This is a genomic window from Micromonospora sp. NPDC005806, assembly GCF_042871425.1.
Taxonomy (GTDB): Bacteria; Actinomycetota; Actinomycetes; order Mycobacteriales; family Micromonosporaceae; genus Micromonospora.
Genome location: NZ_JBIAIL010000043.1, coordinates 17,954 through 44,731 on the forward strand (window position 1 = coordinate 17,954; position 26,778 = coordinate 44,731).

The following is a 26,778-nucleotide window of genomic DNA, read 5'->3' on the forward strand; positions in this document are numbered from 1 at the left end:
CGCTACGGACGGGCTAGGACAGCTCCCGCCCTAGCTCACTGGCAGACTTGGGGAATGTTGGAAACTTCCGCCCGGCTGCTGCGCCTGCTCTCGCTGCTGCAAACCCCGCGCGATTGGACCGGCGCCGACCTGGCGCAACGTCTTGCCGTCGACGTGCGGACCGTGCGCCGCGATATTCAGAAACTGCGCGACCTCGGCTACCCGGTGCACGCCACCCCCGGTGCGGCCGGTTACCGGCTCGGCGCCGGAACGAAGCTCCCGCCGCTGCTGCTCGACGACGAGGAGGCCGTCGCCGTCGCCATCGGGCTGCGTACCGCCGCCAGCGGCACGGTCACCGGCATCGAGGAAACCTCGCTACGCGCACTGGCCAAGCTCGAACAGGTACTGCCGTCGCGCGTACGCCACCGGGTCAACCTGCTGCACTCGGTCACCGTCACGGTTCCTGCCGCCGGCCCCACCGTGGACCCGGACGTGCTGACCGTCGTCGCTGCCGTCTGCCGCGAGCACGAACGGCTCCGCTTCGATTACCGCAGCCACGACGGCACCGACTCGGTACGCGACACCGAACCTCACCGGCTGGTCCACACCGGCCGGCGCTGGTACCTGGTGGGCTGGGACACCGACCGGCGCGACTGGCGCACCTACCGGGTCGACCGGATCCGTCCCCGCATCCCGATCGGCCCTCGCTTCACACCCCGACAGGCACCCGACGTCGACCTCGCCGGCTACCTCGCGCACGGTGTCTCCACCGCTCCCTACCGCTATCAGGCCCGCATCACGCTGTATGTGCCGGCCGAGACCGCCGCCGAACGGATCCCGCCCACCGTCGGTGTCATCGAGGCCGTCGACTCGCACACCTGCATCCTGCACACCGGATCCAACTCCCTCGACGAAATCGCCGTCTACGTCGCATTGTTCGGCTTCCGCTTCCGGATCCACCAGCCACCCGAGCTCATCGCACACATCCGAGACCTCACCACCCGATTGACCGAGGCCATCGAGACGTTCTGAGCAAAGGTGTCGATCTGACGTCCGAGTGGTGGCGGGTGCGCGCGGAACGGGAAACTCGCGCGACGGCGTCGGTGGCCCGTCGTAGGGTGGCCGGCGGCCTGTCGTACCCACGCGGTACGAAGGCCGACGTGGGCGGAGAACAGGGGTGGTCGCGGTGAGCGTGGCGGAGCGGGCCGGGCCGGTGGTGCCCCGGGTGCCGGCGGTGGCGGTGCTCGCGCACTACCTGGTCGGCTACCGGCGCACCTGGCGCGCGGGCGTCTTCTCGTCCTTCCTGCTACCGGTGCTCACCGTGGTCGGCTTCGGGTTCGGCGTCGGGGCGTACGTGGACCGCGGCGTCGGCGGCGTGCCCTATCTGGACTGGCTGGTGCCCGGCCTGATCGCCTCCACCGCCTTGCAGACCGCGGTCGCCGAGTCGACCTGGCCGGTGCACAGCAACTTCAAGTGGATCCGGACCTACCACGCGCAGGTCGCCGCGCCGCTGCGGATCGGCGACATCCTCGCCGGCCACCTCGCCTTCGTGCTGTTCCGGGTGCTCACCACCACGGCGGCGTTCCTACTGGTAACGGCCCTGTTCGGGGCGCTGCGTTCGCCCTGGGCGGTGGCTGTCCTGCCGGTCGGCCTGCTGCTCGGTCTGGCGATCGCCGCGCCGACCTTCGCGTTCAGCGCCGCCGTGCCGAGCGACAGCTACCTGGCCCTGCTGTTCCGCTTCGCGATCATCCCGATGACCCTCTTCGCCGGGGTGTTCTTCCCGGTGGAGTCGCTGCCGGGCGGGCTGCGCCAGCTCGCGTACGTCACCCCGCTATGGCACGGCGTGGACCTCTGCCGGGCCGCCACGCTCGGCGTCGCGCCGCAGTGGTCGGTCACCGGTCACCTGCTCTACCTCGCCGCCTGGGCCGTCGCCGGCTGGCTGCTGGCCCGGCGGGTGTTCCACCGTTCGCTCGTCGTCTAGGGGAGGATGTCGTGGTCGGTCTCGTCCTGCCCCGGCTGGTCGGCTCCGCGGAGGTGCGCCGCTCCGCCTCGGTGGCCGAGCGCAACCTGGCCGCGCTGAAGAGCGCGTACTGGCTGGTGCTGCTCTCCGGCTTCCTGGAGCCGGTGCTCTACCTCTTCTCGATCGGGGTCGGGGTGGGCGCGCTGGTCGGTGACCTCACCCTGCCGACTGGGCAGGTGGTGTCGTACGCGGCGTTCGTGGCCCCGGCGATGCTGGCCTCGTCGGCGATGAGCGGCGCGCTCGCCGAGACCACCTTCAACTTCTTCGGGAAGATGAAGTACATGAAGCTGTACGACGGGGTCATCGCGACCCCGGTGCAGCCGTTCGAGATCGCCCTCGGCGAGCTGGGCTGGGCGATGATCCGGGGCAGCCTCTACTCGGCCGCCTTCCTGGTGATCATGGTGGTGATGGACCTGACCACCGCGGCACGTGGCGCCGTCGCGTTCCCGGCCGCGGTGCTGGTCGGCTTCGCGTTCGGCGCGCTCGGCATGACCGTCTCCACCCTCATGCGCAGCTGGCAGGACTTCGACCTGATGGGGTCGGCCCAGTTCACCCTCTTCCTCTTCTCCGGCACCTTCGTCCCGGCCGAGGCGTATCCGGCCGTGCTGCGGTGGGTGGTCGAGCTGAGCCCGCTCTACCGGTCGGTGCACCTGATCCGCGGGATCTCGGTGGGGGCGTCCGGCTGGTCGTGGCTGTTGGACGTGGCCTATCTGGTGGCGCTGACCGGCGGGATGTTGGCGCTGGCGTCCCGACGGATGGGGCGGTTGCTCTACAAGTAGGTGGTTAACCGCCCGCTCCCGCTGGGCATGTCGAGAGGACAATTTCGACGACGAGGGAGTGGCGATGGCCTCCGACGAGTCTTCCGCCCGCAGCCGGCGCGACCGCGACGATTCCGGCGCCGCGACCGGGGCCCGCAGCGGCGCCGCCGGCCTCGCCGGCCGGGACCGCTCCGGGCCGGTCGGCCCGGGCGACGGGCCGGAGAGCCCGCTGCAGCTGCCGGGCACCGGTTGGACAGCGGCGCTGAAGCGTACGGTCCGGGAGTTCCAGGAGGACAACCTGACCGACTGGGCTGCCGCACTCACCTACTACGGGGTGCTGTCGATCTTCCCGGGCATGCTGGTCCTCATCTCCGTCCTGGGCCTACTCGGCAACGGTGCCACCGAAGGCGTCAAGGACACCATCAACCAGGCGGTGCCGGAGCAGAACATCCGCGAGATCATCGAGAAGGCGATCGAGCAGGCGGGCACCTCCGGGGGCCTGGCGAGCATCGCCGCCATCATCGGCCTGCTGGCCGCCTTCTGGTCCGCCTCCGGGTACGTCGCCGCGTTCATGCGGGCCTCGAACAGCATCTACGACGTGCCGGAGGGGCGGCCGATCTGGAAGACGCTCCCGATCCGGCTCGGCGTCACCGCCGTGATCGGGTTGATGCTGCTGGCCAGCGCCGTGATCGTGGTGTTCACCGGCGGCCTCGCCGAGCAGGCGGGCAGCGCGCTCGGGGTCGGCTCGACCGCGGTGACGGTGTGGAACGTCGTCAAGTGGCCGGTGCTGCTGGTGCTGGTCAGTCTGATCTTCGCGATCCTCTACTGGGCCTCGCCGAACGCCCGGCAGGGCGGCTTCCGCTGGGTCAGCCCCGGCGGCCTGCTGGCCGTGGTGATCTGGGTGGTGATCTCCGGCCTCTTCGCCCTCTACGTCAGCAACTTCGCCTCGTACAACAAGACCTACGGGGCCGTCGCCGGCGTGATCATCTTCCTGGTCTGGCTCTGGCTGAGCAACCTCGCCATCCTGCTCGGTGCGGAGTTCGACGCCGAGCTGGAGCGCAGCCGCGCCATCGAGGCGGGGCACTCGCCCGAGGAGGAGCCGTACGTCGAGCTGCGCGACGACCGCAAGCTGAAGAAGAAGCACAACGCCGCCACCCGCCGCTGAGCGGTGCGTCGCCTCCGCCCCGTCGCGTCCGCGCGACGGGGCGGAGTCCTTTTCTTGATCCACTCCGTGCTTTTGCTCAGATGGACAAAAGTTTGGACTGGATGTGCCGAAGCTATGGACACGTCGCCCCGAAGGCTCCTACTGTGTCGGACACGACACATCGCCGTTGCGTCGATGTGAACGACTCCGATGCGGAGGTGAGTCCCGGTGCGGACGGTGGACCCCCTGCACGTACAGCTACTCCGAACGCTCCGGGACGAGGGGGCGGTGTCCCGGGCCGAACTCGGCGACCGGTTGCAGATGCCGCGCCCCCGCCTCCTCACCGAGCTGGACCGGCTGGTCGGCCTCGGCTACGTCGCCGAGGCGGGGCTGGCCGCGTCCCGCGGCGGCCGACGCTCCACCCTGGTCGAACTCAGCCCGCACCTGCGCTTCGCCGCCGTCGACCTGGGCGCCAGCTCGATCGACGTCGAGGTGGTGAACGGCCGGCTGGAGCCGGTGGCGGCCTACACCGAGCAGGCCGACATCCGCTCGGGCCCGAAGGTGACCCTGCAACGGGTCAACGAGCTGCTGCACAAGGCCAAGGTGGACGGGGCGTACGAGCGGCTCGACGCGGTCGGCATCGGCGTGCCCGGTCCGGTGAGCTTCCGGGACGGGGTGCCGGTCTCGCCGCCGATCATGCCCGGCTGGGACCGGTTCCCGGTCCGGGAGCTGCTGACCCGGGAGCACGGCTGCCCGGCGGTGGTGGACAACGACGTGAACATCATGGCCATCGGTGAGCGGCACGGTGGCGTCGCCCACTCGGTGGACGACTTCCTCTTCATCAAGATCGGCACCGGCATCGGCTGCGGCATCTACCTCAACGGCGAGGTCTACCGGGGCACCGACGGGTGTGCCGGCGACATCGGCCACATCCAGGTCGACCCGAACGGTCCGATGTGCTCCTGCGGGAACCTCGGCTGCCTGGAGGCGGTGTTCAGCGGCGCCGCGCTGGCCCGGGAGGCCACCGCGGCGGCCCGCGCCGGGCTCTCCCCGGCGCTCGCCGAGCGGCTGGACGCCCGGGGCACGGTGACCGCGCTGGACGTGGCGCAGGGGGCGGCCGAGGGGGACGTCAGCTGCATCCAGCTCATCCGCGACGGCGGCCGCCGGGTCGGCAGCGTGCTGGCCGGGCTGGTCAGCTTCACCAACCCGTCGATGATCGTGATCGGCGGTGGGCTCGCCCAGCTCGGTCACATCCTGCTCGCCGAGATCCGCAGCGTGGTCTACCGCCGGTCGCTGCCGCTGGCCACCGGCAACCTGCCGGTCGTCCTCTCCGAGTTGGGCCCGCGCGCCGGGGTCGCCGGCGCCGCCGTGCTCGCCAGCGACCTGGCCTTCGGAGAAGCGGCATGAGCGCCGCCGACGCGGACCCGGTCCGCGAAGGGGGACCGGCCGGCCCGGGACCGACCGACCGCAGCGAGGAGGCCGACGTGACGAACGCACCACTGGTGGAGGCCCCGGCCGACACCGTCGCGGGCGAGATGGTCCTGCGCCTGACCGACGTGGTCAAGACCTTCCCCGGGGTACGCGCGCTGGACGGGGTGCAGCTCGAGGTGCGGGCCGGCGAGGTGCACTGCCTGCTCGGGCAGAACGGCGCCGGCAAGTCCACCCTGATCAAGGTGCTCGCCGGGGTGCACCGGCCGGACTCGGGCGAGGTCGAGTGGCGCGGCGAGCCGGCGGCCTTCGCCAACCCGCAGGCCGCGATGCGGGCCGGGATCGCCACCATCTACCAGGAACTCGACCTGGTCGAGGACCTGTCGGTGGCGGAGAACGCCTTCCTCGGCCACGAGCCGCGCCGGCTCGGCTTCGTCCGGCGCGGGCACATGGCCCGGCGTACCCGGCAGATCCTGGCCCGGCTCGGCCACCCGGAGATCCCGCCCGGCCGGCTGGTCCGTCACCTGCCGGCCGCCGGCAAGCAGATCGTCAGCATGGCCCGGGCGCTCTCCCACGAGGCCCGACTGATCATCATGGACGAGCCGAGCGCCGTGCTCGCCCACGACGAGGTGGGCAACCTGTTCCGGATCATCCGGGAGCTCAGCGCGCAGGGCATCGCGGTCATCTACATCTCGCACCGGTTGGAGGAGATCCGCGAGATCGGCGACCGGGTGACCGTACTCAAGGACGGCCGGACCACCGCGGCGAACCTGCCGGCCCGCGAGACGCCGACCCGCGACCTGGTCTCCCGGATGACCGGGCGGACCATCGAGTACGTCTTTCCGGAGCGCCCCGTCGACGACTCCGCCGGCGCGGAGCTGCTGTCGGTCGACGGGCTGACCCGGCACGGCGAGTTCGCCGACGTGTCGCTGGCCGTGCGGGCCGGGGAGATCGTCGGCATCGCCGGCCTGGTCGGCTCCGGCCGGTCCGAACTGTTGGAGACCATCTACGGCGCCCGCCGCGCACAGGCCGGCACGGTCCGGATGGACGGGCGGGCGTTGCGCCCGGGCAACGTCGGCGCGGCGGTGCGGGCCGGCATGGGCATGGCCCCGGAGGAGCGCAAGAGCCAGGCGCTGCTGCTCGGCGAGCCGATCTACCGCAACGTCACCCTGGCCACCTTCGGCCGGTATGCCCGCCTCGGGTTCACCGACGCCGGACGGGAACGGGCCGAGGCGGACCGGATCGCCGCGTCTCTGGAGCTGCGCCCCCGGGACGTACGCCGGCCGGTGCGGACGCTTTCCGGCGGCAACCAGCAGAAGGTGGTGGTCGGCCGGTGGCTGCTCGGGGACACCCGGCTGCTGCTGCTCGACGAACCGACCCGGGGCGTGGACGTGGGCGCCCGGGCCGAGCTGTACCAGGTCATCCGGGAACTCGCCGCGCGGGGCGTCGGGGTGCTGCTGGTCTCCAGCGAGGTGCCCGAGGTGCTCGGCCTGGCCGACCGGGTGCTGGTGATGCGGGAGGGCCGGCTGGTTCGCGAGGCCCCGGCCGGCGAACTGGACGAGAACACCGTGCTCGACCTCGTCATGGCGGGGTCCCTCATGGAAGGCGCGCCGGCATGACCGAGCGAGGCGCCCAGATCGACGCGTGGATGGAGGCGGCATGAGCGAGATGACACCCACCGCGGCGCCGGACCGGGCGGCGGGGCTGCCGGCCCAGTCGCCGCCGGTCGACCCGGCGGAGACGGCGAAGGCCGACCCGCGGGCCCGGCTCTCCTGGTGGCGTGGCGACGGCGGGGAGGGTGCCCGACGCAACCTCGGCCTGCTGGCGACCCTGGTGGTGCTGGTCGTCATCGGCATCCTCACCCGGCCCGACCTCTACGGCGACGCGAACTGGGTGTGGGGCAACACGCTGACCATCCTCAAGCTCGCCTCGGTGGTCGGGGTGGTCACCGTCGGGATGACCTTCGTGATCATCGGTGGCGGCATCGACCTGTCGGTCGGCGCGATCGTCGCGCTCGCCGGGGTGTGGTCCACCACGGTGGCCACCCAGAGCTACGGCGCCGGCGGCATGATCTTCAGCGCGCTCACCGTCGGCCTGGCCGTCGGCGTGGTGAACGGGCTGCTCATCTCGTACGGGCGGCTGGTGCCGTTCATCGCCACGCTGGCCATGCTGGTCGCCGCCCGCGGCCTGGCCGCCGAGATCTCCGACAAGCAGACCCAGGTCTCGGACAACTCCTTCATCAACGGCATCGCCAGCACGGACCTGCTCGGCATCCCGCTGCTGGTCTACATCCTGATCGCGGTGGTGGCCGCCGGGTGGGTGCTGCTCAACCGGACCACGTTCGGCCGCCGTACCGTCGCGGTCGGCGGCAACCCGGAGGCGGCCCGGCTCGCCGGCATCAACGTCAAGCGACACACCCTGATGCTCTACGCGCTCTCCGGCCTCTGCTGCGGCATCGCCGCGATCATGCTGACCGCGCAGGCCACCTCCGCCCAGGCGGCGATGGCCAACCTCTACGAGCTGGACGCGATCGCCGCCGCGATCATCGGCGGCACGCTGCTCAGCGGCGGGCGGGGCACCATCATCGGTTCCCTGCTCGGCGTGATCATCTTCTCCACCATCACCAACCTGTTCGCCATCAACAACCTCTCCGCCGAGGCCCAGAACATGGTCAAGGGCGGCATCATCGTCGCCGCCGTCCTGGTCCAGCAGGTCCAGTTCGGCAGCCTCACCCAGTTCCTCCGCCGGAACCGGGCCACCACCACCTGATCCGATCGAAACACCGGCGGCCACCTCGACAGCGACGGTGGCCGGGACCAGCACACCCTTTTTCACCCCACCACCTCATTCAGGAGGCCGTCATGACAACGCAGGGTCGCGACCTGTCGCGCCGCCGGCTGCTCTTCGGCGGGGCCGCGCTCTCCGCCGGCGTAGTGCTCGCCGGTTGCACCAGCAACGAGCAGGCTCCCACCGCCGCCCAGACGAAGGCCGCCGCGACCGGCGGCAACAACGAACCCGGCAAGAAGGTGACCATCGGCTTCTCCGCCCCGGCCGCCGACCACGGCTGGATCGCCGCCATCACCAACAACGCCAAGGCGCAGGCCGCGGCGTACTCCGACGTGGAGCTCAAGAGCGTGGAGGCCGGCGCGGACGCGGCGGCCCAGCGCGCGGCGCTGTCCACCCTGATCTCCCAGAAGCCGGACGTGATCGTGCTGCTGCCGCACGACGGCAAGGAGCTCAACGCGTTCGGCCTGGAGGCGATGAAGGCCGGCATCCCGGTGGTCAACCTGGACCGGGCCTTCCCGGACGCGCGGGCCTACCGGCTCCAGATCAAGGGCGACAACTACGGCATGGGGGTGGCCGCCGCCACCTACATCGCCGAGCAGCTCAAGGCCAAGGGCGTCAGCAACCCGGTCATCGGTGAGATCCCCGGCATCGACTCGCTGGAGCTGACCCAGGAACGGTCCAAGGGCTTCGCCGACACCCTGGCGTCGTTGGGCCTCAAGGTGGCCAACCGCCGCCCGGCCGAGTTCACCGCCGACTCGGGCCAGCAGGCCGCCACCGGCCTCTTCCAGGCGCTGCCCAAGATCGACGCGCTCTGGAACCACGACGACGACCAGGGCATCGGTGTCCTCGCCGCGGTCAACCAGGCCAACCGCAAGGAGTTCTTCATGGTCGGCGGCGCCGGCTCGAAGAAGGCCATGGAGGACATCCAGGCCGACAACACCGTCCTGAAGGCGACCGTCACCTACAGCCCGTCGATGGCCTCCTCGGCCATCTCGCTGGCCCGGCTCATCGGCCAGAGCAAGGGCATGTCCGACCTGGTGGAGCTCCAGGTTCCGAAGGAGATCGTGCTCGCCTCCGAGACGATCACCAAGGAGAACGTGAGCAACTACCTGAAGCTCGGGTTCTGACACACGGGGGGAGACCCAGCTTGTCCACTCACGACAGACTGTTGCGGGTCGGCATGGTCGGCTACGCGTTCATGGGCGCCGCGCATTCCCAGGCGTGGCGCACCGTGAACCGCGTGTACGACCTGCCGGCGCGGGTGCGGATGTCGCTCATCTGCGGCCGGGACGAACCGAAGGTGGCCGCGGCCGCCGACCGGCTCGGCTGGGACGGGCACACCACGGACTGGCGACGGCTGGTCGAGTCCGACGGCATCGACGTGGTCGACATCTGCACACCGGGCGACAGTCACTGCGAGATCGCCATCGCCGCGCTGGCCGCCGGCAAGCACGTGCTCTGCGAGAAGCCGCTGGCCAACACCGTCGAGGAGGCCCGGCAGATGACCGCCGCCGCCGCCCAGGCCCGGTCCGCCGGGGTACGGGCGATGTGCGGCTTCAACTATCGCCGGGTGCCCGCGGTGACCATGATGCGGCAGTTCGTCGCCGACGGGCGGCTGGGGGAGATCCGGCACGTCCGTGCCGTCTACCTTCAGGACTGGATCGTGGACCCGCAGTTCCCCCTGGTCTGGCGGTTGCAGAAGGACAGGGCGGGCTCCGGCGCGCTCGGCGACATCGGCGCGCACATCATCGATCTCACCCAGTACGTCACCGGGCAGCGGATCACCGGGGTCAGCGCGGCGACCGAAACCTTCGTCAAGGAGCGGCCGTTGCCGGCCGGGTCGAGCGGCCTGGCCGCGCAGGCCGACGGCAACGGCCAGGCGATGGGCCAGGTCACCGTGGACGACGCAGCGGTCTTCGTGGCCCGGCTCGACGGGGGTGCGCTCGCCACGTACGAGGCGAGCCGGTTCGCCACCGGCCGCAAGAACGCGCTCCGGGTCGAGATCAACGGGTCCCTCGGCACCGTGGTGTTCGACCTGGAACGCCTCAACGAGCTGGAGTTCTACGACGCCACCCGACCGGCGGCCGAGCAGGGCTTCACCCGGATCCTGGTGACCGAGGGGGAACACCCCTACATGTCGGCCTGGTGGCCGCCCGGCCACATCATCGGCTACGAGCACTCCTTCACCCACCAGATGCGCGACTTCGTCGAGGCGGTCGCCACCGGCACCGACCCGACGCCGTCGTTCGCCGACGCCTTGCAGGTCCAGCTCGTGCTCGACGCGGTGACCCGCTCGGCAGAGCTGGCCGCCTGGACGGAGGTGGAGCCCGCGCTGGCCGAACTGGCCGCCTGATCCGACGCGGCGCCGCCCGGCGCCGCCCGACGAGGCTTTCCGGAGCCGACCGGCGAGGGCCGCCGTGGTTGCGCCCCACGGCGGGAACGAGGTCGACCCCGGGGAGCGTGCCACCGGAAACGTCCGGCGGCACGACCAGCACGGCCGTCCGGTGCGGCCGGACCGGGATTCCCCGGCCGCACCGGCGACCGGCCCGACGACGGGGAGGAAAAACGATGCGTACGGGTGTCTGGCTGGTGGGAGCGCGCGGCTCGGTCGCGACCACCAGCATCGTCGGGGCGCTGGCCCTGCGGGCCGGGCTCACCCGCCCGACCGGCTGCGTCACCGAGCTGCCCGAGCTGCGGGGCCCGGCCCTGCCGGCCTTCGCCGACCTCGTGTTCGGCGGCCACGACGTGGTCGCCACGCCGCTGACCAAACGGGCCGAGGCGCTCGCCGCCGCCGGGGTGCTGCCCGGCCGGCTGGTCGACGCCCTCACCGGGGACCTGGCCGGCGTCGAGGAGGCGCTGCGCCCCGCCCCGACCGGCGGCACCGAGGCCGAGCGGGTCGCCGCCGTGGTCCGCGACCTGACCGACTTCCGGGACCGGCACGCGCTCGACCGGGTGGTGGTGGTCAACGTCTCCGCCACCGAACCGATCGCCGCCGCACACCCGGCCCACCACGACCTCGCCGCGCTGCGGGAAGCGCTGGCCGGCCCCGCCGAGGTGCTGCCCTCCAGCTCGCGGTACGCGTACGCGGCCTTCACCGCGGGCTGCCCGTACGTCGACTTCACACCGTCCACCGGGGCCCGGCTGCCGGCATTGGCCGAGCTGGCCGCCGAGCGTGGCCTGCCGTACGCCGGCAACGACGGCAAGACCGGGGAGACCCTGGTCAAGTCGGTGCTCGCGCCGATGTTCGCGATGCGGCACCTGGCCGTGCGCTCCTGGTCCGGGGTGAACCTGCTCGGCGGCGGGGACGGCGCCACGCTCGCCGAGCCGGCCGCCAACGCGGCCAAGGTGGCCAGCAAGCAGCGGGTGCTCGGGGAGACCCTCGGCTACGTCCCGCAGGGCGACACCCGGATCGACCAGGTGGAGGAGCTGGGCGACTTCAAGACCGCCTGGGACCTGATCACCTTCGCCGGCTTCCTCGGCACCGGGATGCGGATGGAGTTCACCTGGCACGGCTGCGACTCGGCGCTGGCCGCCCCGCTGGTGCTGGACCTGGCCCGGCTCACCGCCGCCGCGCACGCCGTCGGGCGGACCGGGCCGCTGACCGAGCTGGCCTTCTTCTTCAAGGACGGGATCGACGCGCCCACCCACGCGCTGGCCGAACAGTGGACCCTGCTCCGCGAGTTCGTCGCCGGGCTGCACGCCGGGTCGGGCCGATGACCCGCCTGGCCGACCTCGCCGAACTGGTCCGGGCGCCCGCCGCGCTCTCCGTACCGGGAGACGTGCTGGCCGGCGCGGCGGCGGCCGGCGCGCTGGGCCGGCGTACGCCCGCGCTGGCCGGGGCGTCGGTGCTGCTCTACTGGGCCGGCATGGCCGGCAACGACTGGGCCGACCGGAGGCTCGACGCCGTCGAGCGTCCCGAGCGGCCGATCCCGTCCGGCCGGGTCCACCCGGCCGCCGCGTTCGGCGTCGCCGCCGGCCTGACCGCCGCGGGGCTCGCCCTCGCCACCGCCGCCGGAGGGCGCCGGGCCGCCACCGTGGCGGTCCCGCTGGCCGCCGCGATCTGGGGGTACGACCTGGTCGCCAAGAACACCGCCGCCGGTCCCGCCGTGATGGCCGCCTGCCGGGGCCTCGACGTGCTGCTCGGCGCGACCACCGCCGGGCCGGCGCCGCGCCGATCCGGCGCGTCCCGTCCGTCCGGGCGCCGGGGCTTCTCGGCGGCCGCCGGACCGGTCAGCTCCTCGGTCGGGCTGGTCCGGGCGCTGCCGGCGGCGCTGACCGTGGCTGCGCACACCTGGACCGTCACCGCGCTCTCCCGGCGCGAGGTCTCCGGCGCGGACCGGCGGCTGCCGCAGGCCACCCTGGCCGGCACCGCCCTGGTCGCGGCCACCGCGCTGGGCCGCGCCGACCCGGTGCCGGTGGCGCTGGCCGCCGGCTACGCCACCCGCTACGGGGCCGCGCAGGCCCGGGTGCTGGCCGACCCGTCGCCGCCCCGGGTGCGCGCCGCCGTCGGCGCGGGCATCACCGGGCTGCCCGCGTTGCAGGGCGCGCTGACCGCCCGGGCCGGCGCCCGGCTGCTCGGCCTCGCCGTCGCCGCCGCCGCGCCGCTCGGGCGCCGCCTGGCCCGACTGATCTCGCCGACATGACCGCCCAGGCGGCGGCCCTGCGCTTCGGGTACGGGACCAACGGGTTCGCCAATCACCGGCTCGACGACGCGCTCGCCGTCCTCGCCGACCTCGGCTACCAGGGAGTCGCGCTCACCCTGGACCACGACCACCTGAACCCGTTCACGCCCGGGCTGGCCGGGCGGGTGACCGCCGTCGCCCGCCGGTTGAACGCGCTCGGTCTGGCCGTGGTGGTCGAGACCGGGGCCCGCTACCTGCTCGACCCGTGGCACAAGCACGCGCCGACGCTGCTGCACGACGACCCGACGCTGCGGATCGAGTTCCTCCGCCGGGCCGCGCGGATCGGCGCGGACCTGGGCGCGGAGGCGGTCTCCTGCTGGGCCGGCGTACGCCCGCCCGAGGTGCCGGAGCCCGTCGCCTGGGACCGGCTGGTCGCCGGCTGCGCCACGGTCTGCGCCGAGGCCGAGGCGGCCGGCGTGCCACTCGGCTTCGAGCCGGAGCCGGGCATGCTGGTCGAGGACATCGCCGGCTGGCAGCGGCTGCGGGACGCGCTCGGCGCGCCGCCCGGGTTTGGCATCACCCTCGACATCGGACACTGCCGCTGCCTGGAGCCGGCGCCGGTGCCCGACTGCGTGGCGGCGGTCGCCGACCACCTGGTCAACGTGCAGATCGACGACATGCGCCGGGGTGTGCACGAGCACCTGGAGTTCGGCAACGGCGAGATCGACTTCCCGCCGGTGCTGCGCGCCCTCGCTGACGCTGGCTACCGCGGCCTGGTGGCGGTGGAGCTGCCCCGGCACTCGCACGCCGCGCCGGCCGTGGCCGCCCGGTCGATCGAGTTCCTGCAGACCGCCGCCCGGACCGCCGGTCGCGCGGTCGCCGCGACAGCCGCGGCGGGTGCCGTCGGCGCGGCGGTCGGCACCGCTCCGGGCGCCGGCGGGAGCGATCAGCACGAGACCAACGACTCGGCCCCTTTGCTCTGCTGCGGCGGAGGCAACACTTCCGGACCGGCGGTGTTGCGTGGGGGGCAGCAGAGCAAAGGCGGTGGCTGACCACCTGCCACCCGGCTCAGAGGGGAGACCGCATGACACCCGACCGACTGCGCGCCGCGCTGCGGGGCGTACCCGATCCGCAGTGGCTGGACGCCGCCCTGCGCCGCGTCGCGACCGAACCCACGGCGATCCCGCGGCTCTTCGCCACCGCCGCCCGGCGGTGCGGTCGGGCGCCGCTGCCCGACGCGCCCGGCTGGACGGCCGACGACGCCGCCCGGGCGCTGCTGCTCACCGCCCTGCCCGCCGACCACGCGAAGGTGGCCGACTCCCTCTACCGGCACGGCGACGCCGCCGAGAAGCGGGCCGTGCTCCGCGCGCTGCCGCTGCTGCCGATCGGGGCCGAGTGCGTCCCGCTGCTGCACGACGCGATCCGCACCAACGACACCCGGCTGGTCGCCGCCGCGCTCGGCCTGTACGCCCGGCACCTGGAACAGGCGGCCTGGCGGCAGGCCGTACTCAAGTGCGTCTTCACCGGCGTACCGCTGGCCGTCGTCGACGACCTGAACGGCCGGGCGGACGGCGAGCTGGGGGCGATGCTGGCCGGACTCGCCGCCGAACGGCACGCGGCCGGCCGGACCATGCCCGCCGACGCCACCGACCTGCTGGACCGGCTCGGCGCCGGCTCGCACCCCACCACCGCCAGGGAGGCGTGATGCGCATCTTCGACCCGCACATCCACATGACCTCACGGACCACCGACGACTACGAGCGGATGGCCGCCGCCGGGGTACGCGCGGTGGTGGAGCCGGCGTTCTGGCTCGGCCAGCCGCGCACCAGCGTCGACTCGTTCGTCGACTACTTCGACTCGCTGGTCGGCTGGGAGCCGTTCCGGGCCGGGCAGTTCGGCGTCCGGCACCACGCCACCGTCGCGCTGAACCCGAAGGAGGCCAACGACCTGCGCTGCCGCCCGGTGCTCGACCTGCTGCCGCGCTACCTGGACAAGGACGGCGTGGTCGCGGTCGGCGAGATCGGCTACGACTCGATGACGCCGGCCGAGGACGCCGCGTTCGCCGGGCAGCTCGCGCTGGCCGTCGCGCACGACCTGCCCGCCCTGGTGCACACCCCGCACCGGGACAAGGCCTGGGGTGTCGAGCGCACCCTGGCGGTGGTCGCCGAGTCCGGCATCGAACCCGGCCGGGTGCTGGTCGACCACCTCAACGAGGTCACCGTGAAGCTGGTCCGGGACACCGGCTGCTGGCTGGGTTTCTCCATCTACCCGGAGACGAAGATGTCCCCGCCGCGGATGGTCGAGCTGCTGAAGACGTACGGGACCGAGCGGATGCTGGTCAACTCGGCCGCCGACTGGGGGCGCTCCGACCCGCTGCTCACCCGGGCCACCGGCGAGGCGATGCTGCTCGCCGGATTCACCGAGGACGACGTCGACCGGGTGCTCTGGCGCAACCCGGTGGAGTTCTACGGCCAGTCCGGCCGGCTGGACCTCACCGACCTGGACGCCCTCGCCCCCACCTTCGCCGGCAACTCCATCCTGCGCGGGGGCGAGTGATGCGGTTCCGGCATGCCGACGGCAGCACCGTCCACCTCGGCTACTGCACCAACGTCCACCCGGCCGAGGACCTGGCCGGCGTCCTCGCCCAGCTCGACACGTACGCGGTCGGCGTCCGGCGGGCGCTCGGCGCCGACCTGCTCGGGCTGGGGCTCTGGCTGGCCGCCCCGGTCGCCGCCGAACTGGCCGCCGACCCGGGGGCCCGCCGCCGGCTCCGGCACGAGCTGACCGTACGCGGGCTCGAGGTGGTCACCCTCAACGGCTTCCCGTACGCGGCCTTCCAGGCGCCGGTGGTGAAGGGTGCCGTGTACCACCCGGACTGGACCACCCCGGAGCGGCTCGGGTACACCCTCCACCTGGCCCGGGTGCTGGCCGACCTGCTCCCCGACGACGCGGCCCGGGGCTCGGTGTCCACCCTGCCGCTGGCCTGGCGTACGCCGTGGGACGCGGACCGGGCCGACGCCGCCCGCCGCCGCCTCGACGAACTGGCCGCCGGGCTCGCCGCGGTGGAACGGGAGACCGGCCGGACCGTCCGAGTCGGTTTCGAACCGGAACCGGGCTGCCTGGTGGAGTCCACGGGACAGGCGCGCGAGGTATTGTCAGCCATGGATACCGACCGGCTCGGGATCTGCCTGGACCTGGCGCACCTCGCCTGTGCCTGGGAGGAGCCGGTGGAGGCGCTGGGCCGGCTGCGGGCCGCCGGGCTGCCCGTGGTCAAGGTGCAGGTCTCCGCCGCCGTCGAGGCGACCGACCCGGCCGGCTCGGCCGAGGCGCTGCGCCGCTGGGTCGAGCCGCGCTTCCTGCACCAGACCCGGGCGGCCGGCTGCGCCGGCGCCGCCGACCCGGCCGACCCGGCGTACGCCGCCGACGACCTGGACGCCGCCCTCGACGCGCGGCTGCCCGGGGCGTGGCGGGTGCACTACCACGTGCCACTGCACGCGCCGCCCGAGCCGCCGCTGCGCTCCACGATGCCGGTGCTGCGGGACGCCCTCGCCGCGCTCTACGCCGGACCGGTCGCCGGCTGCGACCACCTCGACGTCGAGACGTACACCTGGGGGGTGCTGCCGGAGGCGCGGCGGCCGCGCACCGACGCGGAGTTGGCCGCCGGCATCGCCGCCGAGCTGGCCGTCGTCCGCGACGAGCTGGCCGGACTCGGGCTGGCCACGCCCGCGGGGGTGGCGCGATGAGCCAGCGACTGGTGGTCATCGACGTGGTGGGGCTGACCCCGCGGCTGCTGGCGCACATGCCCCGGCTGCGCGCGGTGGCCGAGGCCGGTTTCCAAGCCGAGCTCGGCACCGTGCTGCCCGCGGTCACCTGCTCGGTGCAGTCCACCTTCCTCACCGGCGAACCGCCGTCGGGCCACGGCATCGTCGGCAACGGCTGGTACTTCCGCGACCTCGGCGAGGTGCTGCTCTGGCGGCAGCACAACGCGCTGGTCGGCGGGGAGAAGGTGTGGCAGGCGGCCCGCCGGGTCGAGCCCGGCTACCGGGTGGCCAACGTCTGCTGGTGGTACGCGATGGGCGCCGACGTGGACTGGACGGCCACCCCGCGCCCGGTCTACCACGCGGACGGGCGCAAGGAGCCGGACTGCTGGACCGATCCGCCGGAGCTGCACGACGTGCTCACCGGTGCGCTCGGCACCTTCCCGCTCTTCACCTACTGGGGGCCGGGCGCCGGGCTGCCCTCGTCCCGGTGGATCTGCCGGGCGGCCGAGCGGATCCTCGCCGACCACGCCCCCGACCTGACCCTGGTCTACGTACCGCACCTCGACTACGACCTGCAACGCTTCGGGCCGTCCTCGCCGCAGGCCGCCGCCGCGGCGGCCGAGCTGGACGCGGTGCTCGCGCCGCTGCTCGACGCCGCCCGCGAGCGGGACGCCACCGTGGTGGCGCTCTCCGAGTACGGCATCACCGACGTCTCCCGCCCGGTCGACGTCAACCGGCTGCTGCGCGCCGAGGGACTGCTGCGGGTGTACACCCAGGCCGGGATGGAGTACCTGGACCCGTGGACGTCCCGGGCCTTCGCGGTCGCCGACCACCAGGTGGCGCACGTCTACGTCAAGGACCCGGCCGACGTGCCGGCGGTGGCGAAGCTCTGCGCCGCCCTGCCCGGGGTGGCCGAGGTGCTGGACGTGGCCGGCCAGGCCGGGTACGGCCTGGACCATCCCCGCTCCGGTGAGCTGGTGCTGGTGGCCGAGCCGGACGCGTGGTTCACCTACTACTACTGGCTCGACGACGCCCGCGCGCCCGACTTCGCCCGCTTGGTGGAGATCCACCGCAAGCCCGGTTACGACCCGGCCGAGCTGTTCTTCGACCCGGCCGCCCCGGGCGCGGCGAAGCGCCGGGCGGCGGTGGCGCTGGCCCGCAAGAAGCTCGGGATGCGCTACCTGATGAGCGTGGTCGGGCTGGACGCCGGGGCGCGGGCCGTCCGCGGCTCGCACGGCCGGCTGCCCGCCGATCCGGCCGACGGGCCGGTGCTGCTCTGCTCCGACCCCGCCGCGGCCCGGGACCGGGTCGCCGCGACCGACGTGAAGGCCCTGCTGCTGCAGCTCGCCGGACTGGCCCGGGAGGCGCCGTGACCCTTGCCGTCGCACCGACCGACCCGGCCCTGCTGCGGGGCCGCTTCGACGCCGCGCTCGCCGCGTTCCTGCACGGGCAGCTGGGTCGGTCGGACGACGGTACGGGGGCCGTGTACGCCGCGCTGCGCCGGTTCGTGCTGGCCGGTGGCAAGCGGCTGCGGCCCCTGTTCTGCTACTGGGGATGGCGCGGCTTCGGTGGCCCGGACGGGCAGCCGATCGTGGTCGCGGCGGCCGCGCTGGAGCTCTTCCACGCCTTCGCCCTGATCCACGACGACATCCTGGACCGCAGCGACGTGCGGCGCGGCCGCCCCTCGATGCACCGGGTCTTCGCCGACCTGCACGCCCGCTCCGGCTGGCGCGGCGACCCCGAGGCGTACGGCCGGGACGCGGCGTTGCTCTGCGGCGACCTCTGCGCCGCCTGGTCCGGGGAGATGTTCCACGGCTGCGGGTTGGCACCCGCGCGGGTCCGCCGCGGCTTCGCCGTCTTCGCCCGGATGCGCGCGGAGGTGATCGCGGGGGAGTACCTGGACGTGGCCTCCGCCGCCGGCGACGGCTCGGTGGCCACCGCCCTCGCGGTGGTCCGGATGAAGACGGCCCGCTACACGGTGACCCGTCCGGTGCAGATCGGCGCCGCCCTGGCCGGCGCCGACGCCGGCACGGTGACGGCCCTGGCGGCGTTCGGCGACCCGCTCGGGGACGCCTTCCAGCTCCGCGACGACCTGCTCGGCGTCTTCGGCGACCCGGCGGTCACCGGCAAGTCGAACCTGGACGACCTGCGCGAGGGGAAGCCGACGGTGCTGATGGCGCTGGCCCGGGAGGCGGCCGACCCGGTCCGGGCGGCGCGGCTGCGGGCGCTGGTCGGCCGTCCCACCCTGGACGAGGCGGGCGCCGCCGAGATCCGCGGGATCGTCGAGGCGGTCGGGGCCCGCGCGGCGGTGGAGAGAATGATCCGCGCCCGCGCCGACGCCGCCCTGGCCGCGCTGGGGCGGCTGCCGCTGGCCGGGCCGGCGCGGGTCGCCCTGGCCGAGCTGGCGGGCCGCGCGGTCGACCGCACCCGATGACATCTTCCGTGCCGGGCCGGGCCCACCTAGAGTGAGGACGGCGACCGCGAGGTGGCCGGTGACCCGACGGGAGGCGCAACCCGTCGGGCCCAGGCGCGACCGCGCCCACCGGTGCTCCATCGGGTCGCCCGCACCCGGTCGCCCTCGCCCCGGTCGCTACGGAATCCCCCATCACGACAGGGGAGAAGGACAATGGCGCGACCCATCACGCTCTTCACCGGCCAGTGGGCCGATCTTCCGTTCGACGAGGTCTGCCGGCTCGCCGCCGAGTGGGGTTACGACGGCCTGGAGATCGCTTGCTGGGGCGACCACTTCGAGGTGGACAAGGCGCTCGCCGACGACTCGTACGTGGACCGGAAGCGGGCCACCCTCGCCAAGCACAACCTCCAGGTCTTCGCCATCTCCAACCACCTGGTCGGGCAGGCGGTCTGCGACCACCCCATCGACGAGCGGCACCAGGACATCCTCCCCGCCCGGATCTGGGGCGACGGGGAGCCGGAGGGCGTACGCCGCCGCGCCGCCGAGGAGATGAAGGACACCGCGCGGGCCGCGGCGAAGCTGGGCGTACGGACGGTGATCGGCTTCACCGGCTCGTCGATCTGGCACACCCTGGCGATGTTCCCACCGGTGCCGCCGGCCATGATCGAGCGCGGCTACCAGGACTTCGCCGACCGGTGGAACCCGATCCTCGACGTCTTCGACGAGGTGGGCGTGCGCTTCGCCCACGAGGTGCACCCGAGCGAGATCGCCTACGACTACTGGACCACCAAGCGGACCCTGGAGGCGATCGGCCACCGGCCCGCGTTCGGGCTGAACTGGGATCCGTCGCACTTCGTCTGGCAGGAGCTGGACCCGGTCAACTTCATCTTCGACTTCGCCGACCGCATCTACCACGTCGACTGCAAGGACGCGAAGGTGCGTACCGGCGACGGCCGGCGCGGGCGGCTCTCCTCCCACCTGCCCTGGGCGGACCTGCGCCGCGGCTGGGACTTCGTCTCCACCGGGCACGGCGACGTGCCGTGGGAGGACTGCTTCCGCGCGTTGAACGCGATCGGCTACGACGGCCCGATCTCCGTCGAGTGGGAGGACGCCGGCATGGACCGGCTGGTCGGGGCGCCCGAGGCGCTCCAGTTCGTCCGCCGGCTCGCCTTCGACGCCCCCGCCGCCGCCTTCGACGCCGCGTTCAGCAGCAACCGCGACTGACCCGTGTCGTGCCCCGGGGCCGGCCTCGCCGGCCCCGGGACCGACCCTCAGCAGGCCGCGAAGGCCTGGTCACTGACCAGGCGCGCCGCGCCGACCAGGCCGGCCCGGTCGGCCAGGTCGGAGAGGACGATCGGCATGCTCCCGGTGGCCAGCGGGGTCGAACGCCGGTAGACCACGCCGCGGATCTCGGCGAGCAGGACCGGCCCGATGCCCGGGGCCGCGCCGCCGATGATCACGATGGCCGGGTTGACGAAGCTGACCAGGCCGACCAGCACCTGGCCGAGCCGGCGGGCGGCGTCCCGGACCAGGGTCTGCGCGGTCGGGTCCCCCTCGGTCGCCGCCCCGGCCACGTCGGCCATGGTCAGCGCGCCGTCCCCGGACAGCCGCGCGGCCAGCGCCGCCGAGCGCCCGCTCCGCGCCGCGCTCACCGCCTCCCGCACCAGGGCGGGATCTCCGCAGTACGCCTCGACGCAGCCGGTGTTGCCGCAGACGCAGCGCGGCCCGTCCTCGGTGAGCTGCAGGTGGCCGATGTCGCCGGCCCCGCTGGCCGCGCCCCGGTACAGCGCCCCGCCGAGCACCAGCCCGCAGCCGACCGCGCTGCCCAGCTTGACGTAGAGGAAGTCGTCGAACGGCCGGCCGGTGCCGGCGTGCCGCTCGCCGAGCGCCATCACGTTGGCGTCGTTGTCGACCTGCACCGGGCAGCCGAGCTCGGCGACGATGGTGTCGCGGACCGGGAACCCGTGCCAGCCGGGGAGGGCGGGCGGGGAGACCGGGGCGCCGTCCCGCACCGCGACCGGCGCCGGCAGCGCCACCCCGACCCCGGTCAGCCGGGCCAGCCCCGCCTCGGCGCGCAGCTTGCCCAGGAGCTCGATCGCGCGCCCCACGACCGCCTCCGGCCCGAGCCGTACGTCGACCGGCTCGCCGTGGTGGGCGAGCACGGTCAGCTCGCCGTCGGTGAGCGCCACATCGAGCCGCCCGTCGCCGACAACCACCGCGCCGAACCGGACCTGCCCGGCGATCCGGAGCAGGGACGACCGGCGACCGCCCCGGGATGCGGCCGGACCGGCGCTCTCCACCAGGCCCTGCGCGGTCAGCCGGTCCACCTCGGCGGTGAACCGGGCCCGGGGCAGGCCCAGGGCGTCGGCCAGCTCCACCCGCGAGCGCGGGCCGTCGTCGCGCAGCAGGCGGAGCAGCCGCGCCTGGTCCGCGTTCTCCGGTCCGACCATGGTCATCGCCATCACCTCTCCCCGAATCTGCCACACGAGTGTCACCACCGTGTGACGCGAGGGGGCCGCACCCGGTTTCGCCGGATGCGGCCCCCTGTGTGCTAGGGAATCGGGTCAGCCCCGCAGGCTCGCCATGTGCTGGTAGCTGATCTCCGCGTAGCGCAGCGACCGGCCCGGGTCGGCGCTGCCACCGGGCGCGGTGTCCTGCTCCCACATCGGGTTGTGGTAGCCCTTGGCGCCCATGTTGGCGAAGAAGTTGCCGTAGTCGATGTCGCCCTGGCCGAGCGGCACCATGTCGTACCCGTTGGTGGTGCTCGTGTTGATCTTGCCGTCCTTCGCGTGGAACAGCGGGAACCGGATCGGCTGGGCGGCGACCACGGCCAGCGGGTCGAAGATGCTGGTCTGGGTCACCCCGTCCGGGTCGGTGTAGCTACGGAACCGGTACCGCGCCACGTGCGCCCAGTAGATGTCCATCTCGAACCAGACCCACTCCGGGTTGGTCCGCGCGATGAAGTACTCCAGCTTCCGGACGCCGGAGGACCGGGTCGGCCGGCCCTGCGCGTCGAGCGGGCCGCTGTCGAGCAGGAAGTTGTACGCCGCGTCGTGGTTGTGCGTGTACAGCTTCAGGCCCCGGGCGGCGGCCATCTCGCCGAAGGTGTTCCACCGGTCGACGGCGGCGTCCCAGTCGGCCTTGTAGTTGCTGCCGGTCGGGTCGCTGCCGGTGCCGATGTGTGTCATGCCTAGGATCTCGGCGGTGTCCAGCGTCTGCTCGAACTGGGCGATGGTGGTCGGGGTGACCGTGCCCGGGACCGAGGCGTGCGAGCCGTTGGCGCGCAGCCCGTTGTCGTCGAGGATCTTGCGGATCTCCTGCGGGGTGATCTGCCGGCCGAGGATCGAGGTGTGCTGGGTGTACCCGGCGAACTCGACCTCCTGGTAGCCGATCTCGGCGAGCCGGCCGAGGACCCGCTCGAACCCGAACGGCACTCCGCTGCCGTCGTCGGCGGCGCCGATCCGGTCGCGGACGCTGTAGAGGATGATGCCCCGCTTGCCGGTGGGGACGAGCAGTCCGTTGCCGGCGAAGGCGGCCGACGGGGCGAGCCCGGCGGCGCCGACGGCGACGGCGCCCGCCGCCCCGGCGATGGTGCCGAGCATCCGGCGGCGGCTCATGCCGTGCGATGTGTCGTTCATGTCCTGACTGCCTTTCTCACGGTGCTGGTGGTGTGGGAGGAAGAAGGTGGGGTGGGGCCGCCGCGGCCACGGCGGCCCCACCCGGGCGTCACGGGGTGACGCCGATGCCCTGGCCGGTGAACTCGACCCAGTTGAGGTTGCCGAAGCCGCTGGTCGGGCCACCGGAGACGGTGGAGAAGACCAGGTAGAGCTTGTGCGTCCCGCCGGGGTCGGTGATCGGCACGGTGGTGCTGGTGAAGGCGTTGTTGCCGGAGGTGGCGTTGACCGTGGCCGTGGTCAGCAGCGGGCCGGTGGGGGAGTCCAGCCGGAGCTGGACGCCGAACCGGGGCTGCCCGGCGGTGGCGGCGCTGCCCCCGGAGGTCCGCAGCGTCACCGACTGCATGTTCTGCAGGTTCACGGTGTTGTTGATCGCGATCCAGTCACCGGGGTCGAGGCTGCCGCGCTGCTGCCCGCCGCCGGTGTCCGCGCTGGTGCCGACCGTGGTGCCGGACTCGCCGGTGGCGAACTCGACCTCCTGGCGCTTGGCCTGGATGATCTGCTGGTCCACCGTGGTCAGCGCCGGCTGCCCGTTGGCTCCCTTGTCGGTGTACGACGCGCTGACCACGCCGTAGATGTAGCCGCCGTGCGAGGCGTCGTCCGCATCCGTGGGCAGCACCCCGGAGCAGCCGAACTGGTTCGCCTCACCGTGGCCGTGGCTGTCGTGGCCGAGGACGAAGGTGACCTCTACCTTGCTGCAGTCGATCGGCCCGTCCTCCGGGTCGGTGACGGTCACCGTCCACGGGATGTCGTCGCCCCAGCTGAAGAAGCCGCCCTCGAGCGGGGTGTTGACGGTGACGGTCGGCGCGGTGTTGCCGACGGTGATGGTGGTGTTCGCCGACGCGGTCTTGCCGCTGGAGTCGGTCACCGTCAGCCGGGCGGTGTAGACGCCGTTGGTGGTGTAGGTGAACGACGGGTTCGGGTCGATCGAGTCGGTGGTGCCGTTGCCGTCGAAGTCCCAGGCGAACGAGATCGAGTCGGCCGGGTCCGGGTCCTTCGAGCCCTCGCTGGAGAAGGCGACGGTCAGCGGCGCCCGCCCGTTGGTCGGGGTCGCGTTCAGGACGGCCGTCGGCGCCCGCAGGCCCTTGACGTAGCTGAACTTCACCATCGCCGCGTCCGGGTTGATGTTGAAGAACCCGTCGCCGTACGTCAGCAGGTAGAAGTTGCCGTCCGCGCCCCAGCGCATGTCCATCGGGTTGTCGCAGAGGAACGGCTTCGCCGGGGTGGTGGGCGCCTGCCCGCAGTTCAACACGTTGTTGATCTTCAGGATGTCGCCCTTGTCGTCCAGCCGGATCTCCTTGAGGGTGTCCCGGGTGAACTCACCGAAGAAGATGGCGCCGTCGTAGTACTCGGGGAACTTCGTCTCCGACCTCAGCTCCGGGTCGTAGTCGTACTTCGCCGCTCCGTGCGGGCCCACGCCACCGGTGCCCAGCTCGGGGAAGAGCACCGGGCAGGTCTGGGTGGGCGTCGACAGGTAGGACTCCGGGCACGGGGTCGGCGCCTGGAACGAGTACCACAGCTCGGACTTCTCCACCGGCAGCAGGTCGGCCAGGCCGGTGTTGTGCCGCGAGGTGTTCTTCGGTGCCGCGCAGTCGAACGGCGCCACCGGCGAGATCGGATTCGTGGTCCAGTTCATCTCGATGTACGGCAGGTTCGGCTGCACGCACATCGGCCAGCCGTAGTTCGCCGGCTTGTCGACCACCATCATCCGGCCGGTGCCGGCCGGTCCCCGCCCGACCTGCGGCGTCGAGGAGTCGGGGGAGTAGTCGGTGACGTAGGCGACATCGTTCTTGTCGAGCGTGATCCGGAACGGGTTCCGGAAGCCCATCGCGTAGATCTCCGGTCGGGTCTTCGCCGTGCCGGCCGGGTACAGGTTGCCCGCCGGGACGGTGTACGACCCGTCCGCGCCGACCGTGATCCGCAGGACCTTGCCGCGCAGGTCGTTGGTGTTGGCCGAGCTGCGCCGGGCGTCGACGAACGGGGCCTGATAGACGCCGGTGGCGCTGACCGAGTCGTTGTGCGGCGAGAAGCCGCCGGAACCGCCGCCGCCGGCCGGGGTGTCGTCCCCGGTGACCAGCCAGAGGTTGTTCTTGGAGTCGAACGCGATGTCACCGGCCACGTGGCAGCAGGCGCCCCGCTCCACCGGCACCTGCAGGATCTTCTGCTCGGTGCTCAGGTCCAGCGAGGGGTTCTCGCCGTCGACGAACTTGAACCGGGAGAGCTGGAAGTAGCCCTTCCACACGTCCCAGGCGTGCGGGTCGGTGCTGGTGGTCGGCGCGCTGCCGGTCGGGGTGTCCAGCGGGGGCGCGTAGTAGAGGTAGACCCACTTGTTGGTGGCGAAGTCGTTGTCGATCGCCGGGCCGTACATCCCGTCCTCGCTGTTGGTGTAGACCGGGATCTGCGCCAGCAGCTTGGTCTCGTTGCCGTCCGGGCTGTGCAGGCGTACGCCGCCGCGCCGGTCGGTCTGGATCACCCGGCCGTCGGGGAGCACGTCGAAGCCGATCGGCTCGTTGACGTTGGGCTGCGCCCCGATCACCGTCATCTGGTAGTTGGCCAGCACGGTCGCGCCGCAGTCGCCGTTGGTGACCCCGGCCGCCCACTGGATCGCGCCGCCCAGGTGGGCCCGCAGGTCCACGCTGCCGTAGCTCTCCGGGGTGGCGCCGAGTCCGGTGTAGAACGACCGACCGCCCTGGTAGTCCTTGCACCAGGTGATCGGGTGGTCGAAGCCCATCGTGCCGCCGGTGTACGTCTTCTCGTCCACCGTGGCCAGCACGTGCGAGACGCCCCTGACGTTGGCCGCGAAGTTGTACCACCGGTCGGTGGTGCTCCACCGCTGCGGCAGCGTCTTCGAGGCCGGATGGACCCGGTCGGCGACGGTGACGGTGGCCTTGCTGGCGGCCGACGGCGCGCCGGTGGCCCGGGTGCCCAGCACGTTGGTGAGGAAGGACCAGTCCGGGTTGGCCTCGATGGCGGAGTTGACGCCGACGAAGCCGCCGCCGTCGCGGTAGTACTGCTCGAAGGCCGCCTGCTGGGCTTCGTTGAGCACGTCGCCGGCGGTGTTCAGGAACACCACGGCGCGGAACTGCTTCAGGTGCGGCTCGTCGAACTTGCGGGCGTCGTTGGTGACTTCGACGGTGAAGCGCCGGTCCTGCCCGAGTTGCTGGATGGCCTGCACGCCGGCCGCGGTCGCCGCGTTGTTGCCGCTGGCCGACCGGGTGAAGACGAGCACCTTGTACTGGATGCCGTTGCTGTTGGGTGCCGGGGCATTGAGCACCGGCGCGGCCTGCGCCGGGGTCGGTGCCTGCTCGGCCGTCGCGACGAGCGTCGCGCCGACGAGGGCGAGCAGGCTGAGATGGGTGGCGGCCCTGCGGCCGAACGGTCTGCGCATCGAACCTCGCTCTGGTCGGGCGGGTCCGCCTCAGCGCCGGGACGAGGCTGAGGAGGTCGCTGGGGAGGTGACGAGAGCCTGGCCAGGTTCTACGCGAGACGATATTTGCGTACGCGACCAAAGAGAAGAGGTTGAAGCCAAAAGTTTTTGACGAACCGCTCCCACTTTTGCTCATCCTGAACAAAAGTAGGTTGAGCTGGGTGCTGTTCGGACAGACGGGTGCGGGCCGGTCGCCCGATGGCGACCGGCCCGCTGTCCAGATGCGTCAGAGGTTGCTGCTCGTGCCGGATGACTTGGTGCTCGTGCTGGTGGTCGTCGAGCCGGTTGCGCTGGTCGATCCCGTGCCGGTCGAGCCGGACTTGGCGCCGACGGTGGCCGGCGTGCCGGCGAACGGCTTGTCGGCCGCGGTCAGCCCCTGCCTGCTGCCGTTGCCGCTGCCGCTGCCCAGCTTCTCGCCGAGCTTGGTCTGCCCCAGCTTGTCCTTGCCCTCCGCGTAGAGCCGGTTCGCCTGGGCCTGTGCCACGCCCGCCGCCTCCTGGACGGTCGGGTGGTCGAGCACCTTGCGGCCCCGGATCACCAGCTCCTCGTACTTCTCCCGGCCGGCACGGGCGCCCAGGACGAATCCCGCAGCCAGCCCGCCAAGAAACATGATCTTTCCGCGCATGGCGGCTCCTTCCGTACCTGACGCGCTGCCGTTCCCGTCGGGGCGGTTCTCGCCGGGAGCGACCATCTCGCGCCTACGTCCTCTGTCGGCGGCTAACTACCCATCCTGCTCTCCGCTCATGCCTCCTTGTGCCGAGATGA

At 72.7% G+C, this 26,778-nt stretch carries 22 protein-coding genes; 18 read left to right on the forward strand and 4 right to left on the reverse strand.

Going from position 1 to position 26,778, the window contains the following annotated elements:
• Positions 1-54 precede the first annotated feature (54 nt).
• The 18 genes from ACFYOS_RS30515 to ACFYOS_RS30600 all read left to right on the forward strand — a co-directional run bounded on the left by ACFYOS_RS30515 (position 55) and on the right by ACFYOS_RS30600 (position 20,136).
• Positions 55-1,011, forward strand: a complete 957-nt coding sequence (locus ACFYOS_RS30515) for a helix-turn-helix transcriptional regulator (protein WP_387148921.1) — start codon at positions 55-57, stop codon at positions 1,009-1,011.
• Positions 1,012-1,165: 154 nt separating this feature from the next.
• On the forward strand, positions 1,166-1,960 hold the full coding sequence (locus ACFYOS_RS30520; protein WP_387148923.1) for an ABC transporter permease: 795 nt from the start codon (positions 1,166-1,168) through the stop codon (positions 1,958-1,960).
• A gap of 11 nt (positions 1,961-1,971) precedes the next feature.
• Complete coding sequence (locus ACFYOS_RS30525) at positions 1,972-2,778, forward strand: ABC transporter permease (protein ID WP_387148925.1); 807 nt, start codon at positions 1,972-1,974, stop codon at positions 2,776-2,778.
• A gap of 64 nt (positions 2,779-2,842) precedes the next feature.
• Positions 2,843-3,922 carry a YihY/virulence factor BrkB family protein gene (locus tag ACFYOS_RS30530; RefSeq protein ID WP_387148928.1) on the forward strand — a complete coding sequence of 360 codons (1,080 nt, stop codon included), beginning with the start codon at positions 2,843-2,845 and terminating at the stop codon, positions 3,920-3,922.
• A 207-nt stretch (positions 3,923-4,129) separates the two neighbouring features.
• Positions 4,130-5,308: an ROK family protein gene (locus tag ACFYOS_RS30535; protein WP_387148930.1), complete on the forward strand. Its 1,179-nt coding sequence runs from the start codon at positions 4,130-4,132 to the stop codon at positions 5,306-5,308.
• A gap of 128 nt (positions 5,309-5,436) precedes the next feature.
• Positions 5,437-6,948, forward strand: coding sequence for a sugar ABC transporter ATP-binding protein (locus tag ACFYOS_RS30540; RefSeq protein WP_387148990.1), 1,512 nt, complete (start codon positions 5,437-5,439; stop codon positions 6,946-6,948).
• 40 nt (positions 6,949-6,988) lie between these two features.
• Positions 6,989-8,098: an ABC transporter permease gene (locus tag ACFYOS_RS30545; protein ID WP_387148932.1), complete on the forward strand. Its 1,110-nt coding sequence runs from the start codon at positions 6,989-6,991 to the stop codon at positions 8,096-8,098.
• A gap of 92 nt (positions 8,099-8,190) precedes the next feature.
• Positions 8,191-9,243 carry a substrate-binding domain-containing protein gene (locus ACFYOS_RS30550; protein ID WP_387148935.1) on the forward strand — a complete coding sequence of 351 codons (1,053 nt, stop codon included), beginning with the start codon at positions 8,191-8,193 and terminating at the stop codon, positions 9,241-9,243.
• 20 nt (positions 9,244-9,263) lie between these two features.
• Positions 9,264-10,469 (forward strand): Gfo/Idh/MocA family protein, encoded by a 1,206-nt coding sequence (locus ACFYOS_RS30555; RefSeq protein WP_387148937.1) that lies wholly within the window; start codon positions 9,264-9,266, stop codon positions 10,467-10,469.
• 215 nt (positions 10,470-10,684) lie between these two features.
• Positions 10,685-11,833, forward strand: coding sequence for an inositol-3-phosphate synthase (locus ACFYOS_RS30560; RefSeq protein WP_387148939.1), 1,149 nt, complete (start codon positions 10,685-10,687; stop codon positions 11,831-11,833).
• Positions 11,830-12,759 (forward strand): SCO3242 family prenyltransferase, encoded by a 930-nt coding sequence (locus ACFYOS_RS30565; RefSeq protein ID WP_387148942.1) that lies wholly within the window; start codon positions 11,830-11,832, stop codon positions 12,757-12,759. Before ACFYOS_RS30560 ends, ACFYOS_RS30565 begins: the two co-directional genes overlap by 4 nt.
• Positions 12,756-13,790 carry a sugar phosphate isomerase/epimerase family protein gene (locus tag ACFYOS_RS30570; protein ID WP_387148945.1) on the forward strand — a complete coding sequence of 345 codons (1,035 nt, stop codon included), beginning with the start codon at positions 12,756-12,758 and terminating at the stop codon, positions 13,788-13,790. The genes ACFYOS_RS30565 and ACFYOS_RS30570 overlap by 4 nt, the downstream gene beginning before the upstream one ends.
• A gap of 32 nt (positions 13,791-13,822) precedes the next feature.
• Positions 13,823-14,443 (forward strand): EboA domain-containing protein, encoded by a 621-nt coding sequence (locus ACFYOS_RS30575; protein ID WP_387148947.1) that lies wholly within the window; start codon positions 13,823-13,825, stop codon positions 14,441-14,443.
• Positions 14,443-15,294, forward strand: a complete 852-nt coding sequence (locus tag ACFYOS_RS30580; protein ID WP_387148950.1) for a TatD family hydrolase — start codon at positions 14,443-14,445, stop codon at positions 15,292-15,294. The genes ACFYOS_RS30575 and ACFYOS_RS30580 overlap by 1 nt, the downstream gene beginning before the upstream one ends.
• Positions 15,294-16,481, forward strand: coding sequence for a metabolite traffic protein EboE (gene eboE, locus ACFYOS_RS30585; RefSeq protein WP_387148952.1), 1,188 nt, complete (start codon positions 15,294-15,296; stop codon positions 16,479-16,481). The genes ACFYOS_RS30580 and eboE overlap by 1 nt, the downstream gene beginning before the upstream one ends.
• Positions 16,478-17,872 carry an alkaline phosphatase family protein gene (locus tag ACFYOS_RS30590; protein ID WP_387148955.1) on the forward strand — a complete coding sequence of 465 codons (1,395 nt, stop codon included), beginning with the start codon at positions 16,478-16,480 and terminating at the stop codon, positions 17,870-17,872. Before eboE ends, ACFYOS_RS30590 begins: the two co-directional genes overlap by 4 nt.
• A complete protein-coding gene (locus ACFYOS_RS30595; protein WP_387148957.1) occupies positions 17,869-18,933 on the forward strand; it encodes a polyprenyl synthetase family protein in 1,065 nt (354 codons plus the stop codon). Before ACFYOS_RS30590 ends, ACFYOS_RS30595 begins: the two co-directional genes overlap by 4 nt.
• A gap of 192 nt (positions 18,934-19,125) precedes the next feature.
• The gene (locus ACFYOS_RS30600) at positions 19,126-20,136 is read left to right on the forward strand and encodes a sugar phosphate isomerase/epimerase family protein (protein ID WP_387148960.1); all 1,011 of its coding nucleotides are present in this window, start codon (positions 19,126-19,128) and stop codon (positions 20,134-20,136) included.
• 47 nt (positions 20,137-20,183) lie between these two features.
• On the opposite strand, the gene ACFYOS_RS30605 is transcribed toward ACFYOS_RS30600, so the two are convergent.
• From ACFYOS_RS30605 to ACFYOS_RS30620, 4 genes are all read right to left on the reverse strand, one after another.
• Positions 20,184-21,368, reverse strand: coding sequence for an ROK family protein (locus ACFYOS_RS30605; RefSeq protein WP_387148963.1), 1,185 nt, complete (start codon positions 21,366-21,368; stop codon positions 20,184-20,186).
• Positions 21,369-21,476: 108 nt separating this feature from the next.
• Entirely contained in the window at positions 21,477-22,550 is a 1,074-nt protein-coding gene (locus ACFYOS_RS30610; protein WP_387148965.1) for a sugar phosphate isomerase/epimerase family protein, read from the reverse strand.
• 88 nt (positions 22,551-22,638) lie between these two features.
• Entirely contained in the window at positions 22,639-25,974 is a 3,336-nt protein-coding gene (locus ACFYOS_RS30615) for a ThuA domain-containing protein (RefSeq protein ID WP_387148968.1), read from the reverse strand.
• A 265-nt stretch (positions 25,975-26,239) separates the two neighbouring features.
• Entirely contained in the window at positions 26,240-26,638 is a 399-nt protein-coding gene (locus ACFYOS_RS30620; protein WP_387148971.1) for a hypothetical protein, read from the reverse strand.
• Positions 26,639-26,778 lie beyond the last annotated feature (140 nt).

Excerpts from the sequence above, each read along its gene's own strand:
- ACFYOS_RS30515 (WP_387148921.1), top strand. The coding sequence starts at position 55 with ATGTTGGAAACTTCCGCCCGGCTGCTGCGCCTGCTCTCGCTGCTGCAA.
- ACFYOS_RS30530 (WP_387148928.1), top strand. The coding sequence starts at position 2,843 with ATGGCCTCCGACGAGTCTTCCGCCCGCAGCCGGCGCGACCGCGACGAT.
- ACFYOS_RS30540 (WP_387148990.1), top strand. The coding sequence starts at position 5,437 with ATGGTCCTGCGCCTGACCGACGTGGTCAAGACCTTCCCCGGGGTACGC.
- ACFYOS_RS30545 (WP_387148932.1), top strand. The coding sequence starts at position 6,989 with ATGAGCGAGATGACACCCACCGCGGCGCCGGACCGGGCGGCGGGGCTG.
- ACFYOS_RS30550 (WP_387148935.1), top strand. The coding sequence starts at position 8,191 with ATGACAACGCAGGGTCGCGACCTGTCGCGCCGCCGGCTGCTCTTCGGC.
- ACFYOS_RS30560 (WP_387148939.1), top strand. The coding sequence starts at position 10,685 with ATGCGTACGGGTGTCTGGCTGGTGGGAGCGCGCGGCTCGGTCGCGACC.
- ACFYOS_RS30565 (WP_387148942.1), top strand. The coding sequence starts at position 11,830 with ATGACCCGCCTGGCCGACCTCGCCGAACTGGTCCGGGCGCCCGCCGCG.
- ACFYOS_RS30570 (WP_387148945.1), top strand. The coding sequence starts at position 12,756 with ATGACCGCCCAGGCGGCGGCCCTGCGCTTCGGGTACGGGACCAACGGG.
- ACFYOS_RS30575 (WP_387148947.1), top strand. The coding sequence starts at position 13,823 with ATGACACCCGACCGACTGCGCGCCGCGCTGCGGGGCGTACCCGATCCG.
- ACFYOS_RS30580 (WP_387148950.1), top strand. The coding sequence starts at position 14,443 with ATGCGCATCTTCGACCCGCACATCCACATGACCTCACGGACCACCGAC.
- eboE (WP_387148952.1), top strand. The coding sequence starts at position 15,294 with ATGCGGTTCCGGCATGCCGACGGCAGCACCGTCCACCTCGGCTACTGC.
- ACFYOS_RS30590 (WP_387148955.1), top strand. The coding sequence starts at position 16,478 with ATGAGCCAGCGACTGGTGGTCATCGACGTGGTGGGGCTGACCCCGCGG.
- ACFYOS_RS30600 (WP_387148960.1), top strand. The coding sequence starts at position 19,126 with ATGGCGCGACCCATCACGCTCTTCACCGGCCAGTGGGCCGATCTTCCG.
- ACFYOS_RS30605 (WP_387148963.1), bottom strand. The coding sequence starts at position 21,368 with ATGACCATGGTCGGACCGGAGAACGCGGACCAGGCGCGGCTGCTCCGC.
- ACFYOS_RS30610 (WP_387148965.1), bottom strand. The coding sequence starts at position 22,550 with ATGAACGACACATCGCACGGCATGAGCCGCCGCCGGATGCTCGGCACC.
- ACFYOS_RS30615 (WP_387148968.1), bottom strand. The coding sequence starts at position 25,974 with ATGCGCAGACCGTTCGGCCGCAGGGCCGCCACCCATCTCAGCCTGCTC.
- ACFYOS_RS30620 (WP_387148971.1), bottom strand. The coding sequence starts at position 26,638 with ATGCGCGGAAAGATCATGTTTCTTGGCGGGCTGGCTGCGGGATTCGTC.